Genomic DNA, 15,591 nt, shown 5'->3' with positions numbered 1-15,591 from the left:
ATTCCTGGAGGATCGCGTGCAGAAAAATAGCGGCTTTATTGCCAACATCGATATTTGCAAAGAGTATGACGCGCGTTACGCCAATGAGGAGGTGCACTACGAAACCTTTTCCGGGCTGGCGGCGTTCTTCGGCCGCGACATGCAGGTACACTGGCACGATCGTTATTTTCAGCTGCATTTCCTGGAGACCGGCAAGATAGAGCTGCAGCTTGATGATCAGCACTATTCGGTACAGGCACCGCTGTTTATCCTCACACCGCCTTCGGTCCCGCACGCCTTTTTCACGGAAACTGACAGCGACGGCCATGTGTTGACGGTGCGCCAGGAACTGATCTGGTCGCTGCTGGAACGGTTGTATCCCGGCAGCAATCTGGCACTGGATATGCCGGGTATCTGCCTTTCGCTGGCGGATGTGCCACAGGAACTGGCGGCGTTGGGGCATTACTGGGCTTTAATTCGCCGTGAATTCGGCCACAAAATGGCGGGGCGCGAGCAGACGCTGGCATTGCTGGCTCAGGCAGTATTTACCCTGCTGTTGCGTAATACTTCATTGGACGACAAGGCGGCCAGCGGTGTACGCGGTGAGCTGAAACTGTTTCAGCGGTTTAACAAGCTGGTGGATGAACGGTTCCGTGAACACCTGCCGGTGCCGGACTATGCCCAAACGCTGGGGGTAACGGAATCCCGTCTTAACGATCTGTGCCGCCGCTTTGCCAACCAACCGCCCAAGCGCTTGATCTTCGATCGTCAACTGCGTGAAGCCAAACGCCTGCTGCTGTTCAGCGCCTGCACGGTGCATGAAACGGCTTACAACCTGGGGTTTAAGGATCCCGCCTACTTTGCCCGTTTCTTCAATCGGCTGGAGGGATGCTCTCCCTCAGCCTATCGCGCCACGCAAAATTCGGTTTCACCATTGCCTTCCGGTAACGCCTGAGAGGGCAATGGCGTCATTTAAGTATTCAGCCTTTGTTAGCCACTAAATCACCGACAAGTCGGTTGACCGGATCGCTCATATTGGTGAATTTGGTCAACTCGGATCGGGTCACCACCACGAATACGCCGATATTTTTCTGCGGCACCATCGCCATATAGGTGATAAAGCCACCGCCACCGCCGGTTTTCTGGATGATACCCGGCAGGCCGTCCTGAGGTGCCATATACACCCAACCCAAGCCTAACGCCGAAGCTTCGCCAGGGACATCCATACCTTTTAACGACGTCAGATCTTTGCGCTGGAAATACATGGTCTGTTCGTTCATGGCCGTCGGCTTGCGTGAGCCGGTGACGTTGGAGGAGAGGAACTGTTGCATCCAGCGCTGCATATCACGCGGAGTCGAGTAAACGCCGCCGCTGCCAGCGGCCGCTGTGGTATCGCGGCAGGCGCTTGGCCCGGTGGCAGCCACCATCAGGCGCGAACACTGCTCGGCACTCGGGGTCAGCGTGGTGTCCACCATTCCCAGTGGGGCAGTGATTTTTTCGCGTAGCAGAGCGTTGTAAGGTTTGCCTGCGGCGCGTGATAAAGCATCGGCCAGCAGATCGTAAGCCAGATTGGAATATGCCGCCCGCACGCCTGGTGGCACGGTGATGGTGGCATTGGCCAGCCATTGCCAACGCTGTGCCTTTGTCGGCCAGGTAAATACCGGTGTTTTTGGCGGTTTTTTGCCTGGTTGTTCACGGGGCAGGGCGCTGGTATGAGTAGCCAGATTCAGCAAGGTGATGGGTTGGCGTGAGTTATAAGCCGGAATCGTTGCCCCTTTGGGCGCATATTTGCGCAGTGGATCGGTGAGTTTGACTTTACCTTCCGCCGCCATTTTGACCATCACTTCACTGGTCATCAGCTTGGTGATCGAGGCAATACGGATCAGGGAATCTGGCCGAGGGCGCAGATCGTTACCCGGTTTGGTATCACCAAAACTGCGGTTGACCACCTGATTGTTATCGATCACCACCAGCGCCATGCCGGTTGCGCCGCTGTTGAAGAAGATATGTTCGGCATACTGGTCAACAATTTGTGAGGTAAGTTGTGCGTCGGTAGCCTGGCTGACCAGCGGCGCGGCACACAGGCCCAACGCCAGCAATAACGTGGAGAGTGAGGTCTTCAACGGTTGTTTTCCATTTAAAAATGCTGCAGGGAAGGCGTAAGTTTTCACCTAGTGTAATGCGCCATCGTCAGAATCGCATGTGGTAAACGTGTCGAATAGAAAAGTTTTTTTCACCTTTCTCCTTATGGATGTCAGGCCAGCAGGGACGATTGTCAGTTTTTCAGCCGTTTTCCAGCCGTGAGTGAAAATGATGCACGCCAAAAAGAAGTGGTATATGATATTGGTTATCATTATCAATTGAGGTGGCGACCATGTTAGCAGCCATGATTACCGCGTGCGGGTTATGGGGGATCAGTTGGTATCTTGGGAACCGGCTTGCCAGTGCCTGGGGGTGTTATTACCCTGTGCCCTGATGCCATTCCTGGCATTGATTGACCTGGATATGATGCAACTGCGCAGCCTGATGGTGGCCGCCATGTTGGCAACGCTGGTGATGCTGTTCAACAGCCGCTGGCGCCACTATCTGTTGCTGCCTTCCTGTATGGCATTGGCCGGCGGATTAGCCGCGATCAGCCTGCATTTCAGCTTTAGCTAAAACGAAAAACCACGCATTGGCGTGTTAGGTTTTACTGGGGACTTGATACTGGGGGTGTAACCGGAGGGGCATCAATTGGTGCGAAGAGAGGGACTTGAACCCTCACGTCCGTAAGGACACTAACACCTGAAGCTAGCGCGTCTACCAATTCCGCCACCTTCGCACAGTCGATGTTGTTGCTTTGATTTATATCACCAGCTTGGTGCGAAGAGAGGGACTTGAACCCTCACGTCCGTAAGAACACTAACACCTGAAGCTAGCGCGTCTACCAATTCCGCCACCTTCGCATTGATGCTGTGCAATATAAATCATGTGGTTACTTGGTGCGAAGAGAGGGACTTGAACCCTCACGTCCGTAAGGACACTAACACCTGAAGCTAGCGCGTCTACCAATTCCGCCACCTTCGCATACCAGAAACGTTACCGGAGTAACGCTACCACGGAGGCGAATTCTAGAGATTTTGGCGGGTACGTCAATAGTTATTTCCCGGTTTAGCGGCGTTTGCTGTAAAAAACGCCATATCCCCTTGACCGTTGATGGAGATCTATTGGCGATCGCGAATTAATATTTGCTGAACAACGTAATTAGCCAATCAATCAATACCCTGACGCGCGGCGCAAGAAAACGGCCGGGGGATACATAATGTAGATTGGCATCGGCGGCGGTGGCGTATCGCCCAGCACTTCCACCAGTTCGCCATTTTGTACCCAGTTGGCCATTGAATAACGCGCACCTTGGATCAACCCAAAACCGGCACGGCTGGCGCTGGTATAAGCATCCGCACCGCTGACTCCCAATTTAACCGGCAATTCACGCAGCTCAAGATTGCCATCGCGGCAGAACTCCAGCGGATAATTGCGGTTGTTAATCAGCGAGAAATACCCCACCGCCTGATGCTGCTGCAGATCGTCGATCGACAGTGGCAGGCCAAATTTCTGCAGATAGCCGGGGAGGCGCAAGTTAACTGCGGCATTCGGGCTATGCGCCGGGCAACCAGCGTATCGTCCTCGGTTTCCCAGGCTCGCAGCACGCAATCCACCCCTTCGCGAAGCAGATCGACATGGGTGTCGTTGGCGCCTAGCGCAATTTCTATTTCTGGGTAGCGTTGATAAAAATCATCCAACGCCGGGATCACAATCTCCCGTGCCAAGGAATGGGGCATATCGATGCGCACTTTACCTGCGGGTTGCAGCTTATGGTGGCTAAACAGGGTATCCGCCTCTTCCAGCGCGTCTAGCAGGTGCAGGCAGCGTTGGTAATACAGCGTCCCCTCTGCGGTGATCTGCACCTGGCGCGTGGTGCGGATCAACAAGCGCACGCCAAGGCGTTGCTCCAGCCGCTTCAGCACGTTGCTTACCGTGGCCCGTGGGAGTTGCAGCCGTTCCGCTGCGCGGCTGAAGTTGCCCAGTTCTACAATGCGGGTGAAAACCCGCATCGCCTGAATTTGATCCATCTTACCGCCGTATTGTTAGTAATTTATAAACAGTGATGTGCAATCTGCATTATTTATCTTTAATAGATAAACAACCAGACTTTGTTTCGACATCAATGCTCAATGAGGACAACACAATGCAACAGCGCAAATTAGGTTCCCACGGCCCCACCGTTTCTGCTCTGGGTTTAGGTTGCATGGGGATGAGTGATTTCTACTCTACCGGCAGCGATCAACAGGAAGCTATCGCTACGCTACACCGGGCATTGGAACTGGGGGTCACCATGCTGGATACCGCAGATATGTATGGCCCGCACACCAACGAACAACTGGTTGGCAAAGCGATTAAAGGCAAGCGTGACCAGGTATTTCTGGCAACCAAGTTCGGCATCGTGCGCGATCCGGCCGATCCCCACGCCCGGGGGTAAGCAGTAAACCGGAATATATCCGCCGTTCGGTGGAAGGCAGCCTGCAGCGACTGGGGGTAGAGACGATCGATCTTTACTACCAGCATCGCGTCGATCCTGGAGTGCCGATTGAAGACGTGGTTGGCACCATGGCGGAACTGATCAAGGAAGGCAAGATCCGTCATATCGGCCTGAGCGAAGCTTCCGTCGCCACCCTGGAGCGGGCGCAGAAAGTCCACCCGATAACCGCTCTGCAGACCGAATATTCCTTGTGGAGCCGTGATGCAGAGCAGGGGCAGCTTGCGGCTTGCCAACGCCTGGGGATTGGTTTTGTCGCCTACAGCCCGTTAGGACGTGGCTTTCTGACCGGGGCGATCCAGAAAATTGAGGATTTGGCTGCAGATGATTTCCGCCGCAGCAACCCACGTTTTCAGGGGGAGAACTTTGCCCGCAATCTGGAATTGGTAGAAAAAGTCAGTGAGCTGGCGAAGCACAAGGGTGTCGCCCCCTCTCAACTGGCCTTGGCCTGGGTAATGGCGCAGGGCGAACATATTGTGCCAATTCCCGGGACCAAACGCCGGCGCTATCTGGAGGAGAACGTGGCAGCAGCGGAGATTACGCTGAGCGAGCAGGAACTGAAAGCCATTGAAGCGGTATTCCCGCTTGCCGGTGTGGCAGGGGCACGTTATACGCAAGCCGGGATGACGTTTATTAACGGCTGAAGGTGGGCCTTCTCCCTTTGGGAGGGGGCTTCGGCCGGGGGCGTTTATTCCCTCACCCTAGCCCTCTCCCCGGAGGGAAAGCTGCTTACTTTTTCTTCTTGGGATCGCGTGGTGGGCGGCCCACGGTGGCTTTATACACCTTGAAGCGGCCGTTCTGCGCCAGCACTTCGTGGCTGCCGAAGGTGGCATCCAGGATATCCGGGTAAGGCAGGAAGGCGTTGGCAACGATGCGCAGTTGGCCACCGATTGGCAGATGTTTTACCGCCCCACGGATCAGCGTTTCCGCTGCGGTCAGGCTGGTTGCCAGACCGTCATGGAACGGTGGGTTGGAAATGATCATGTCAAAGCGGCCGGTAATGTCGGAGTAAACGTTACTGACGATCACTTCCCCTTCAATGCCGTTGGCTGCCAGAGTGGCGCGGCTCGATTCCACTGCCGCCGCATTTACGTCGCTCAGGGTCAGCTTCATTTTTGGCGAGAGCCGGGACATTACCGAGGCCATTACGCCAGCGCCGCAGCCTACGTCCAGCACCTTGCCTTTCATGTGTTTTTCCAGCGTCGACAGCAGCAGTGAGCTGCCGACGTCCAGGCCGTCACGGCTGAACACGCCAGGCAAGGTTTTTACTTCCAGATCGTGCAACTGATAGCTTTCCCACCAGTCGGCCAGATCAAATTTGGTCTGCACATCGATGCGGCCATGATACAGCCCGCAGCGGCGTGCGCTGTCAATTTTGGCAAGCTGGGCATGGCCTTCCAGGGTCTGTTCCGCGCTGCGCACACCGCTGCGGTTCTCACCGACGACAAAAATTTCTGCCCCTATCGGTAACAGAGCCAGGATATTGCACAGTTGGAACTGTGCTTCCTGCTTGCTCTTCGGCCAGTAATAAATCAGCGTGTCGCACTCTGCGACAAAAGCAGGTTCAACCGTCAGGCCGAACTGTGCATTCTCTCCCATCGTCCGGTTCAGTAACTGCCAGTGATGGTATTGCTGGGTGTGGACACGCACATCCGCGGCCTCGAATTGGGCCGGCAGGGCATCCTGCAGATCGCCGGCAAACAGCACGCGGCGTTCCATAAATTCATCACTGTGGCGCAGCATAACTTCACTGGCGGGGGTTAATGCAGACATCAGTTTTAGGCTCCTAAAGATTTAGCGGGGGATTATAGAGCTTTGTGGCGAGATGTTCGACGGGTTTGTATCCCCTTCATCTTTCAAGCTGCAGCCTGAAAGATGAAGGGGAGAGGCAAAAGAGAAAATTTGACGGATAAAGGGAGAATAGCGCTGGATGCGAGGGTTTGTTAGCATAGCGCGGCATAGGGCAGGTAGGGTGCGCAACATACGGGGATTGGCATGGCATCAAAACGCGACTGGCTGTTACAACAACTGGGTATTACGCAGTGGACATTGCGCCGCCCAGGGGTGTTGCAGGGGAAGTAGCGGTGAGCCTGCCGGCAAACGTGCGTTTGCTGGTGGTGGCCCAGGCATTACCGGACCAGCACGACCCGCTATTTTGCGATGTACTACGCAGCCTGGGGCTGACAGCGGTACAAACCTATGGCCTGACACCGGATCAGGTGGCGATGCTGCCGGAAGATACCGAGTGCAACAGTTGGCGGCTGGGCGTTGCGGAACCGCTTGCGGTGGCCGGTGCGCAGCTATCTAGCCCGGCACTGGCCGAGCTTTCTCAAGATTCGGGTGCGAAACGCGCACTCTGGCAGCAGATTTGTCACCATGAACAGTATTTCTACCCTGACAGCGGCCGATCTGGCCACAGCCTTCAAGATTGAACAAGCCAGCCACGCCTTTCCCTGGACAGAGGCGACCTTTGCCAGCAATCAGGGTGAGCGTTACCTCAACCTGAAGCTGGAAGCCGATGGGCAGATGGTGGGTTTTGCCATAACCCAGATTGTGCTGGACGAAGCGACATTATTTAATATTGCCATCGATCCGGCTGCGCAGCGCCGGGGCTTTGGCCGCATGCTGCTGGTTGCCCTGATCGAACAGTTGGCCACGCGGGGTGTCTTCACGCTGTGGCTGGAGGTTCGAGCCTCCAATGCTGGCGCGATAGCCCTCTACGAAGACCTCGGGTTCAACGAAGTGACAGTACGCCGCAACTATTACCCGGCAGCCAATGGCCGCGAAGATGCGATTGTGATGGCGCTGCCGCTGGGGTAGCACGACGGTTGAAAACTCCCGTAAGTTACCTTGCTGCTTTTATCTTCTCTGCCGAAGAAACCATTGATTGTCACCGGTGGGTAAATCAGCGAAAATAACCGGCTATATTCTTTTTATTACCGCTTTGCCTGGCGCTGCGATCGGCGCTTTGTGATGACTAGCAGGGCGGACCAACCATAGAAACGTGAAAAACATGTCTCCTAGTGAATTCGCACGCGAAGTCTCCAAAAGAAGAACTTTCGCCATAATCTCGCACCCCGATGCCGGTAAAACCACCATTACCGAGAAGGTGCTGTTATTCGGACAGGCCATCCAGACCGCCGGTACGGTAAAGGGGCGTGGCTCAAACCAGCATGCCAAATCCGACTGGATGGAAATGGAAAAACAGCGTGGGATCTCGATCACCACCTCGGTAATGCAGTTTCCTTACCGCGAATGCCTGATTAACCTGCTTGATACCCCAGGGCACGAAGACTTCTCCGAAGATACCTACCGCACCCTGACTGCGGTGGACTGCTGTTTGATGGTGATCGATGCCGCAAAAGGTGTTGAAGATCGTACCCGCAAGCTGATGGAAGTGACCCGTCTGCGTGATACGCCAATTCTGACCTTTATGAACAAGCTTGACCGCGATATCCGTGATCCGATGGAAGTCATGGATGAGGTTGAGCGAGAGCTGAAAATCGCCTGCTCCCCGATCACCTGGCCGATCGGCTGCGGCAAACTGTTTAAAGGGGTTTATCATCTTTATAAAGATGAAACCTACCTGTACCAGACCGGTAAAGGTCATACCATTCAGGAAGTTCGCATCGTTAAAGGGTTGAATAACCCGGATCTTGATGCTGCGGTGGGCGAGGATCTGGCAGCCCAGTTGCGCGAAGAGCTGGAACTGGTGCAAGGAGCTTCTCATGAGTTTGAACAGGAAGCCTTCCTTGCAGGTGAGCTGACCCCGGTGTTCTTCGGGACCGCGTTGGGTAACTTCGGCGTTGACCATATGCTTGATGGGTTAGTGTCCTGGGCTCCTGCGCCAATGCCGCGCAAAACCGATACCCGTGAAGTGGTGGCCGCAGAAGAGAAGTTCACCGGCTTTGTGTTCAAGATCCAGGCCAATATGGATCCTAAACATCGTGACCGTGTGGCCTTTATGCGTGTAGTTTCTGGCCGCTATGAGAAGGGCATGAAGTTGCGCCAGGTCCGTACCGGCAAAGACGTTGTGATCTCCGATGCGTTGACCTTTATGGCAGGGGACCGTTCTCACGTTGAAGAGGCCTACCCTGGCGATATCATCGGTTTGCATAACCATGGCACCATTCAGATTGGCGACACCTTCACGCAGGGTGAAGACATGAAGTTCACCGGTATTCCGAACTTTGCTCCAGAGTTGTTCCGCCGTATCCGTTTGCGCGATCCGCTGAAACAGAAGCAACTGCTGAAAGGCTTGGTTCAGCTTTCAGAAGAGGGCGCAGTGCAGGTGTTCCGCCCAATTGCCAACAACGATCTGATCGTTGGGGCGGTAGGTGTATTGCAGTTTGACGTGGTTGTTGCCCGCCTGAAAACCGAATACAACGTAGAAGCGCTGTATGAATCAGTGAACGTCTCCACTGCCCGTTGGGTTGAATGTGACGACGTGAAGAAATTCGAAGAGTTTAAACGGAAAAATGAGCTGAACCTGGCGCTGGACGGTGGCGACAACCTGTCGTATATCGCACCAACCATGGTGAACCTCAACCTGACTCAGGAGCGTTATCCTGAGGTGGTGTTCCGCAAAACCCGCGAGCATTAATCTGCGGCTTTGATGCTTTTGGTTATGCCCCCTCTCCCTTTGGGAGAGGGCTGGGGTGAGGGGCTTTAACTTACCAGCACACCCAGCCAACCTCCCCTTATCTCACGTTCTCTCCAAAGAAGACGAAACCGATTAATCCTAATTGGTTACCCAGTGTTTTTCTGTCGCAACTCCCATATCCCGCTAATTATCAAGACTTTCTCACTATTCCTGTCGCTTTACGCTGAAACTGATTTTACCGGTATCCCCAGCAATTTTTATCTGATGGTCTATATTTATCAGGGCACAATGGGTCAACTGAGCGGAATATACTATTGTGACCGCTAATTTTAGAGAGTTATTCGACACTGTTGCCATTTGGAGACAGTGCTATCTTAGGGATATCAGTAAGATAGCAAATATGAGCGGCTGTAAGGTCTCGACTGTCTCCGATAGACAACATTTTTCCGCTTAAATGTTGTTCATTTGTTTGTTTTATGTTGATTTTTAAGGGTGTTTCCAAGTTGGCACATGCATTGCAACTGTCTTAATGTGGACGTTGATTGTATAGAAATCATGAAGTATTCGTTTGAGTTCGCCGCCCTATAGCGGCACAAGGATCCGCAAGTGCTTGGGATCCCCAACAAGAAGGAAGAGATCGATGAAAAATACCAAGTTTGCACACTCGCTGATGGCTATCGTTTTGGGTTCTGTTCTGGTTAGCGGCACTGCTCTGGCTGAAGAAACCATGCTTAATAAAGCATCCAGCGCTGCTGACAGTACTGGTGAAAAAATCGATAGCTCCATGAAAAAAGTCGATAACTTTATGGATGACAGCGCAACAACGGCTAAAGTTAAAAGTGCTTTGGTTGATGATAAGGCCATCAAAAGTACCGACATCTCGGTGGAAACCGAAAAAGGTGTGGTTACGTTAAGTGGTTTTGTCGCAAGCCAGACGCAGGCTGAACATGCCGTTGAGGTTGCCGGTAAGGTGGAAGGCGTTAAATCCGTCAGCGACAAGCTGCACGTGAAAGATGAAGCGACCCAGTCGGTGAAATCTTACGCTGGTGATACCGCCACGACCAGTGAACTGAAAGCCAAGCTGTTGGCCGATGACATTGTACCTTCCCGCAATGTGAAAGTAGAAACCACCGACGGCGTGGTGCAGCTTTCCGGTGAGGTGAAAAGTCAGGCGCAGTCCGACCGTGCCGAAAGTATTGCCAAAGCCATTGATGGCGTGAAAAGTGTCAAAAACGATCTGGTTGTAAAGCCGTAATCTATTAGTAAGCATTAACTGGTAGGGGGTTCAGGATGCTGAACCCAATGATTTATCGGGTAATCACGGGCGCAACATGTTGCGCCCCTACGTAAGGAGAGGCTTATGTTTCGTTGGGGCATTATCTTTTTAGTTGTCGCGTTGATTGCTGCGGCATTGGGTTTTGGCGCGTTGGCGGGCACCGCCGCCTGGGCTGCTAAAATCGTCTTCGTTGTCGGTATCATTCTGTTCCTGGTAAGTTTGTTTACTGGCCGCCGACGTCCTTAGCTTTCTCTCAAAGTGTAACAAAGCTTAATTCCTTTTCTCGACGTCCGGGGAGGTCAGTCATGAATAGCGATATCATTCTCGGTCGCTGGAAACAGCTGAAAGGCCAGATATGGCAGGCTTGGGCGGAGCTTTCCGGCAATGACTGCACCTGGCTGGCAGGGAGCAATGACTGCCTCTCCGGCGTATTACAGGAAGATTACGGAAGAGAGCAAGAAGAGGTATCCTCGGAAAAACGACCACATTGAGGATACAGGGTTGGGATACAGAATACCCATCACGCTCGGCAATATAGAACCGCTGGCGTATAAACCATACCGGCCCGGTAAAATGGCGCTGGTGTGCGAGGGCGGCGGGCAACGCGGTATCTTTACCGCAGGCGTACTGGATGAATTTCAGCGCGCCCGCTTTAACCCTTTTGACCTGATGATCGGCACTTCTGCCGGTGCGCAAAACCTCTCCGCTTTTATCTGTGGCCAGACCGGTTATGCGCGGCGGGTGATCACCCGTTACACGACTTCTGCCAATTTCTTCAACCCGCTACGTTTTGTCCGTGGTGGGCATCTTATCGATCTCGACTGGCTGGTGGATGTCACTTCGCAGCAATTGCCATTGGCGCTGGATGTGGCGGAACAGGAACTGAGCAAAGGCCACGAGTTCCTGATGTGCGCCTGTCGTAGCGACGACTTTACGCCCGTTTATCTGCCCGCCGAACGCGACAAGTGGCTGCATACCATCAAGGCCTCCAGTGCGATCCCCGGATTTTATCGTATGGGCGTGGAACTGGATGGGGTCGGCTATCAGGACGGTGGCATCAGTGATGCCATTCCGGTGGAAGAAGCCTATCGCCGCGGAGCTGATACTATCGTGGTGATTCGCACCGTGCCTTCGCAGATGTATTATACGCCGCAGTGGATGAAGCGCATGGAGCACTGGCTCAGTGAGAGCAGCTTGCAGCAAATGGTGCGTATCTTGCAACATCATGAGCAGAGCTATCACCGCATCCAGCAGTTTATTGAGAAACCGCCAGGCAAGCTGCGTATCTTTGAAATATTCCCCCCAAACCCTTGGCCAGTAATGCCGTCGGCAGCCGTTTGGCAGCGCTGAATCGGGATTACCATCTTGGCCGCCGCTGTGGGCGCTATTTTCTGGCGACAGTCGGCCATTGGTTACTGGAACAGGAAAAATGGGACGGAATGAAGGTGAAAAAGGCCATCTCACGCCGTTTGATCCAGCCAGAAAATGTGCGCATGCCATCGCCGATTATGACCGAGATGATGAACTCTCAGGGCCAGATTGCTCAGCCGGAAGTGCCGCTGTCGGTGCCAAAAATCATGTTGCCGGGCGATCCTCCCCCGATGGCGGTGCGCTGTGAGTTATGTTTTCGCCGATACCCATTGCCACTTTGATTTTCCCCCTTTTAGCGGTGATGAACGCGCCAGTCTGGCGCTGGCCGCCCTGGCCGGGGTACAGCAGATTATTGTGCCAGCGGTAACGGCAGACCGCTTTGTCCGCATACTCAAGCTGGCGCGTGACCATTCTCAGCTGTTTGCCGCATTGGGGTTGCACCCGCTGTATATCGCACAACACCATGAAGAGCAGCTAGAGCAACTGGCGGGCTTTCTGGCCAGCCATCCACCCAAGCTGGTGGCGGTGGGCGAGATTGGTCTGGATCTTTATATGGCAGAACCACAGTTTTCCCGCCAGCAGGCCTTACTCAAGGCGCAACTCAAACTGGCAAAGCAGCATGATTTGCCGGTGATCCTGCATTCTCGCCGTAGCCACGATCAACTGGTGGCGGTGCTGCGCCGCGCCGATGTACCTCGCCGGGGCGTGGTGCATGGCTTTGCCGGTAGCCTGGCTCAGGCACAGGCGTTTATCCGCGAGGGGTATTATATTGGTGTTGGCGGGACTATCAGTTACGAACGAGCCCAAAAGACCCGCGGCGTGATGGCGCAGTTGCCACTGGCTTCGCTGTTGCTGGAAACCGATGCGCCAGATATGCCTTTGGCGGGCTTTCAGGGGCAGGCAAACCGGCCTGAACGTGTGGCAGAGGTGTTTAAGGTGTTGTGCCAGTTGCGCTCTGAGCCAGCAGATGAAATTGCCGCCCATCTGCAACAGAACACCCGATCTTTATTTGCCTTACCGACCACTCCCGATAATAAAATGTGACTTTAATCACGTTGTAAGGTTTTCGGTTGCTTCTGGTTGTATGTATTTGTGACATAAACCGAGTCTCGCAGCGCCTCGCAAAGTATAATTGCGTCCCGTTATCACCCTTGAGCTACCCGTCGCATTAACAGGCTGGGGCATTTCTTTTTTCACAACAGGGACATTTTCGTATGCAACTTCTCATGAGCCTGGTCGGTATGGTGGTATTGATCGCCATTGCTGTGCTGCTTTCCAGCAACCGACGCGCCATTAAACTGCGTACCGTGCTAGGTGCCTTTATCATTCAGATCGGCATCGGTGCGCTGGTGCTGTACGTTCCAGTTGGTCGCAGCATTCTCGGTGGTATGTCTGAAGGGGTGGCCAATGTCATCGCTTACGGTAATGAAGGTATTTCATTTATCTTCGGTGGCCTGGTTTCTGACAAAATGTTTGAAGTCTTCGGTGGCGGCGGTTTCGTGTTTGCCCTGCGTGTCCTGCCGGTGATCGTGTTCTTCTCCTCGCTGATTGCAGTGCTCTACTATCTGGGCATCATGCAACTGGTGATCAAAATCCTCGGCGGCGGCTTGCAGAAACTGCTGGGTACATCGCGCACTGAGTCGCTGTCGGCAACGGCCAATATATTCGTTGGCCAGACTGAAGCCCCGTTGGTGGTACGCCCGTATATTGCCACCATGACCCAGTCTGAACTGTTTGCCGTAATGTGTGGCGGCCTGGCCTCCGTGGCCGGTTCAGTGCTGGCCGGTTACGCTCAGATGGGGGTGCCGCTGGAATACCTGATTGCCGCTTCCTTCATGGCAGCCCCTGGCGGGCTGTTGTTTGCCAAGCTGATGGTGCCGGAAACCGAAAAGTCACATGATCATGACGATGCGATGGCGCTGATCGCCAAAGAAGATCGCCCGGCCAACGTCATTGACGCGGCGGCTTCGGGAGCGGCTTCCGGGATGCAACTGGCGCTCAACGTGGGGGCGATGTTGTTGGCGTTTATTGCCCTGATTGCGGTGCTTAACGGCATCTTGGGCGGCGTAGGTGGCTGGTTCAACTTCCCGCAACTCTCTCTGGAGCTGATACTGGGTTGGATCTTCTCGCCGATAGCTTTCCTGATCGGTGTGCCCTGGAACGAAGCGATGGTGGCGGGTTCCTTTATCGGCCAGAAGATTATCGTTAACGAATTCGTTGCCTATATGAACTTTGGTGCTTATCTGCGCCCGGACGACGTGGTGGCCGCTGAAGGGTTGCAGGTATTGTCACAACATACCAAGGCGATTATCTCCTTCGCGCTATGCGGTTTTGCCAACCTCTCTTCCGTCGCGATCCTGCTCGGTGGGCTGGGCAGTATGGCGCCTAACCGTCGGCACGACATCGCGCGTTTTGGGCTGAAAGCGGTAGCGGCCGGTACACTTTCCAACCTGATGAGTGCCACTATCGCCGGGTTCTTTTTGGCGCTGTAAGCTATACTTTTTATCTCTGAAACCGCCGATCTGGCCCTGATGCAGCCAGGTAACGCTGAAAGCGGGCACCCTGAAAGGTGCCCGTCATTTCTTATTCATCCCTATTAGTGAATTTGTGAACAATATCGCGTTATTTTGTGATGTATTTCACATATAATTCCTTTCCGTTACAGTTCTCTTTCATAGACTGTGAGTAAGAACACAAATAAACCGGCGCTATCGTGTTCAAATAGTTTTAACAGGCTGTTCGATAACGAAGGGCTATGTGCGGTGAGAAGGATCTCAGTTGCTGTCGTAGAATCCGTATTTCACGAGCTATCTTCAAGGAACCAAGTCCGCTCGCCAACACCTGAGTGCTCAGTTGGAGAGTTTTATGACCGAATTAACCGCAGCAGCGCAACGTGCGCTGAACCTGATGGATTTAACCACGCTGAACGATGATGACACCGATGAAAAGGTGATCGCGCTGTGTCGTCAGGCGAACAGCCCGGCAGGCCACACTGCCGCTATCTGCATTTATCCGCGTTTTATCCCGATTGCACGTAAGACTCTGCGTGAACAAGGGACACCGGATATCCGTATTGCCACCGTAACCAACTTCCCGCATGGCAATGATGATATCGACATTGCCTTGGCCGAAACCCGTGCGGCCATCGCCTACGGTGCCGACGAAGTTGACGTGGTATTCCCTTACCGTGCCCTGATGGCCGGTGACGATAAAGTCGGTTTTGAGCTGGTAAAACAGTGCAAACAGGCTTGTGCCGCAGCTAACGTGCTGCTGAAAGTGATCATCGAAACCGGTGAGCTGAAGCAGGCGCATCTGATCCGCCAGGCATCTGAGATCTCCATCAAGGCCGGGGCAGACTTTATCAAAACCTCTACCGGTAAAGTGCCGGTTAACGCCACGCTGGAAAGCGCCGAGCTGATGATGACGGTGATCCGTGATATGAACGTGGCCAAAAGCGTAGGCTTCAAGCCTGCTGGCGGCGTGCGGACGGCAGAAGATGCCCAGCAGTATCTGCAGCTTGCCGAACGCCTCCTGGGTGAAGGCTGGGCCGATGCGCGCCACTTCCGCTTTGGTGCTTCGAGCCTGTTAGCCAGCCTGCTGACCACCTTGGGTCACAGCACCAAGGCTGCCGGTAACGGTTACTGATCCTAATACCCTTGGTCTTTCAGGCTGCAACATTGTTCGCCGCAGCCTGAAACCACGGGGTATCCCACGACACGCTGTTTTGTTACCGCAGGCCATGCCGAACCGGTAACACGTTCTACTGGCGTGTCGAGTTATTCTACA

The 15,591-nt window shown here is 54.0% G+C and carries 11 protein-coding genes, 3 tRNA genes and 5 pseudogenes; 13 read left to right on the top strand and 6 right to left on the bottom strand.

Translation table 11 applies throughout. The features are described 5' to 3' along the window. Positions 1-16: 16 nt before the first annotated feature. Entirely contained in the window at positions 17-934 is a 918-nt protein-coding gene (hpaA, locus tag ACQ86O_RS01360; protein WP_431223832.1) for a 4-hydroxyphenylacetate catabolism regulatory protein HpaA, read from the top strand. Positions 935-959: 25 nt separating this feature from the next. Here hpaA and ampH read toward each other — a convergent pair whose 3' ends face one another. Further along, the gene (gene ampH, locus ACQ86O_RS01355; protein WP_431223831.1) at positions 960-2,102 is read right to left on the bottom strand and encodes a D-alanyl-D-alanine-carboxypeptidase/endopeptidase AmpH; all 1,143 of its coding nucleotides are present in this window, start codon (positions 2,100-2,102) and stop codon (positions 960-962) included. A gap of 251 nt (positions 2,103-2,353) precedes the next feature. On the opposite strand from ampH, the pseudogene ACQ86O_RS01350 reads away from it, so the two are divergent. Continuing rightward, positions 2,354-2,637, top strand: a pseudogene (locus tag ACQ86O_RS01350) (DUF1435 domain-containing protein). Positions 2,638-2,713: 76 nt separating this feature from the next. Here ACQ86O_RS01350 and ACQ86O_RS01345 read toward each other — a convergent pair. The 4 genes and pseudogenes from ACQ86O_RS01345 to ACQ86O_RS01330 all read right to left on the bottom strand — a co-directional run bounded on the left by ACQ86O_RS01345 (position 2,714) and on the right by ACQ86O_RS01330 (position 4,091). After that, a tRNA-Leu gene (locus ACQ86O_RS01345) sits at positions 2,714-2,800 on the bottom strand. Positions 2,801-2,837: 37 nt separating this feature from the next. Then, a tRNA-Leu gene (locus ACQ86O_RS01340) sits at positions 2,838-2,924 on the bottom strand. A gap of 34 nt (positions 2,925-2,958) precedes the next feature. Continuing rightward, positions 2,959-3,045: transfer RNA gene (locus ACQ86O_RS01335), tRNA-Leu, on the bottom strand. Positions 3,046-3,199: 154 nt separating this feature from the next. After that, a pseudogene (locus ACQ86O_RS01330) lies at positions 3,200-4,091 on the bottom strand (LysR family transcriptional regulator). A 116-nt stretch (positions 4,092-4,207) separates the two neighbouring features. Between ACQ86O_RS01330 and ACQ86O_RS01325 the strand changes: the two are divergent. Beyond that, positions 4,208-5,199 (top strand): annotated as a pseudogene (locus ACQ86O_RS01325) (aldo/keto reductase). A gap of 85 nt (positions 5,200-5,284) precedes the next feature. Here ACQ86O_RS01325 and rsmC read toward each other — a convergent pair. Continuing rightward, a complete protein-coding gene (gene rsmC / locus ACQ86O_RS01320) occupies positions 5,285-6,328 on the bottom strand; it encodes a 16S rRNA (guanine(1207)-N(2))-methyltransferase RsmC (protein WP_431223830.1) in 1,044 nt (347 codons plus the stop codon). A gap of 222 nt (positions 6,329-6,550) precedes the next feature. Between rsmC and ACQ86O_RS01315 the strand changes: the two are divergent. From ACQ86O_RS01315 to deoC, 10 genes and pseudogenes are all read left to right on the top strand, one after another. Continuing rightward, positions 6,551-6,987: pseudogene (locus ACQ86O_RS01315) on the top strand (DNA polymerase III subunit psi). After that, positions 6,932-7,375: a ribosomal protein S18-alanine N-acetyltransferase gene (rimI, locus tag ACQ86O_RS01310; protein WP_431223829.1), complete on the top strand. Its 444-nt coding sequence runs from the start codon at positions 6,932-6,934 to the stop codon at positions 7,373-7,375. Before ACQ86O_RS01315 ends, rimI begins: the two are co-directional and overlap by 56 nt. A gap of 193 nt (positions 7,376-7,568) precedes the next feature. Next, positions 7,569-9,158, top strand: a complete 1,590-nt coding sequence (gene prfC / locus ACQ86O_RS01305) for a peptide chain release factor 3 (RefSeq protein ID WP_431223828.1) — start codon at positions 7,569-7,571, stop codon at positions 9,156-9,158. Positions 9,159-9,798: 640 nt separating this feature from the next. Next, positions 9,799-10,413 (top strand): molecular chaperone OsmY, encoded by a 615-nt coding sequence (gene osmY, locus ACQ86O_RS01300; protein WP_431223827.1) that lies wholly within the window; start codon positions 9,799-9,801, stop codon positions 10,411-10,413. Between the two features lie 105 nt (positions 10,414-10,518). Further along, positions 10,519-10,680: a DUF1328 family protein gene (locus tag ACQ86O_RS01295; protein WP_431223826.1), complete on the top strand. Its 162-nt coding sequence runs from the start codon at positions 10,519-10,521 to the stop codon at positions 10,678-10,680. A 59-nt stretch (positions 10,681-10,739) separates the two neighbouring features. Next, positions 10,740-10,925, top strand: coding sequence for a CsbD family protein (locus ACQ86O_RS01290; protein WP_431223825.1), 186 nt, complete (start codon positions 10,740-10,742; stop codon positions 10,923-10,925). Positions 10,926-10,935: 10 nt separating this feature from the next. Further along, a pseudogene (locus ACQ86O_RS01285) lies at positions 10,936-12,086 on the top strand (patatin-like phospholipase family protein). Next, positions 12,049-12,849, top strand: coding sequence for a TatD family hydrolase (locus ACQ86O_RS01280; protein WP_431223824.1), 801 nt, complete (start codon positions 12,049-12,051; stop codon positions 12,847-12,849). The pseudogene ACQ86O_RS01285 and the gene ACQ86O_RS01280 overlap by 38 nt, the downstream one beginning before the upstream one ends. Before the next feature lie 170 nt (positions 12,850-13,019). Beyond that, on the top strand, positions 13,020-14,297 hold the full coding sequence (locus tag ACQ86O_RS01275) for a NupC/NupG family nucleoside CNT transporter (RefSeq protein ID WP_431223823.1): 1,278 nt from the start codon (positions 13,020-13,022) through the stop codon (positions 14,295-14,297). 373 nt (positions 14,298-14,670) lie between these two features. After that, positions 14,671-15,450, top strand: coding sequence for a deoxyribose-phosphate aldolase (gene deoC / locus ACQ86O_RS01270; RefSeq protein ID WP_431223822.1), 780 nt, complete (start codon positions 14,671-14,673; stop codon positions 15,448-15,450). The last annotated feature ends 141 nt before the right edge of the window (positions 15,451-15,591 follow it).

Source organism: Serratia sp. L9, from assembly GCF_050632285.1.
Classification (GTDB): domain Bacteria; phylum Pseudomonadota; class Gammaproteobacteria; order Enterobacterales; family Enterobacteriaceae; genus Chania.
Note: the sequence above shows the minus strand (reverse complement) of the source record. Positions and strands in the feature narration are given on the sequence as shown.

Coding starts and splice junctions, on each gene's coding strand:
- ACQ86O_RS01275 (WP_431223823.1), top strand. CDS start 13,020: ATGCAACTTCTCATGAGCCTGGTCGGTATGGTGGTATTGATCGCCATT.
- osmY (WP_431223827.1), top strand. CDS start 9,799: ATGAAAAATACCAAGTTTGCACACTCGCTGATGGCTATCGTTTTGGGT.
- ACQ86O_RS01295 (WP_431223826.1), top strand. CDS start 10,519: ATGTTTCGTTGGGGCATTATCTTTTTAGTTGTCGCGTTGATTGCTGCG.
- ACQ86O_RS01290 (WP_431223825.1), top strand. CDS start 10,740: ATGAATAGCGATATCATTCTCGGTCGCTGGAAACAGCTGAAAGGCCAG.
- rimI (WP_431223829.1), top strand. CDS start 6,932: ATGAACAGTATTTCTACCCTGACAGCGGCCGATCTGGCCACAGCCTTC.
- rsmC (WP_431223830.1), bottom strand. CDS start 6,328: ATGTCTGCATTAACCCCCGCCAGTGAAGTTATGCTGCGCCACAGTGAT.
- prfC (WP_431223828.1), top strand. CDS start 7,569: ATGTCTCCTAGTGAATTCGCACGCGAAGTCTCCAAAAGAAGAACTTTC.
- deoC (WP_431223822.1), top strand. CDS start 14,671: ATGACCGAATTAACCGCAGCAGCGCAACGTGCGCTGAACCTGATGGAT.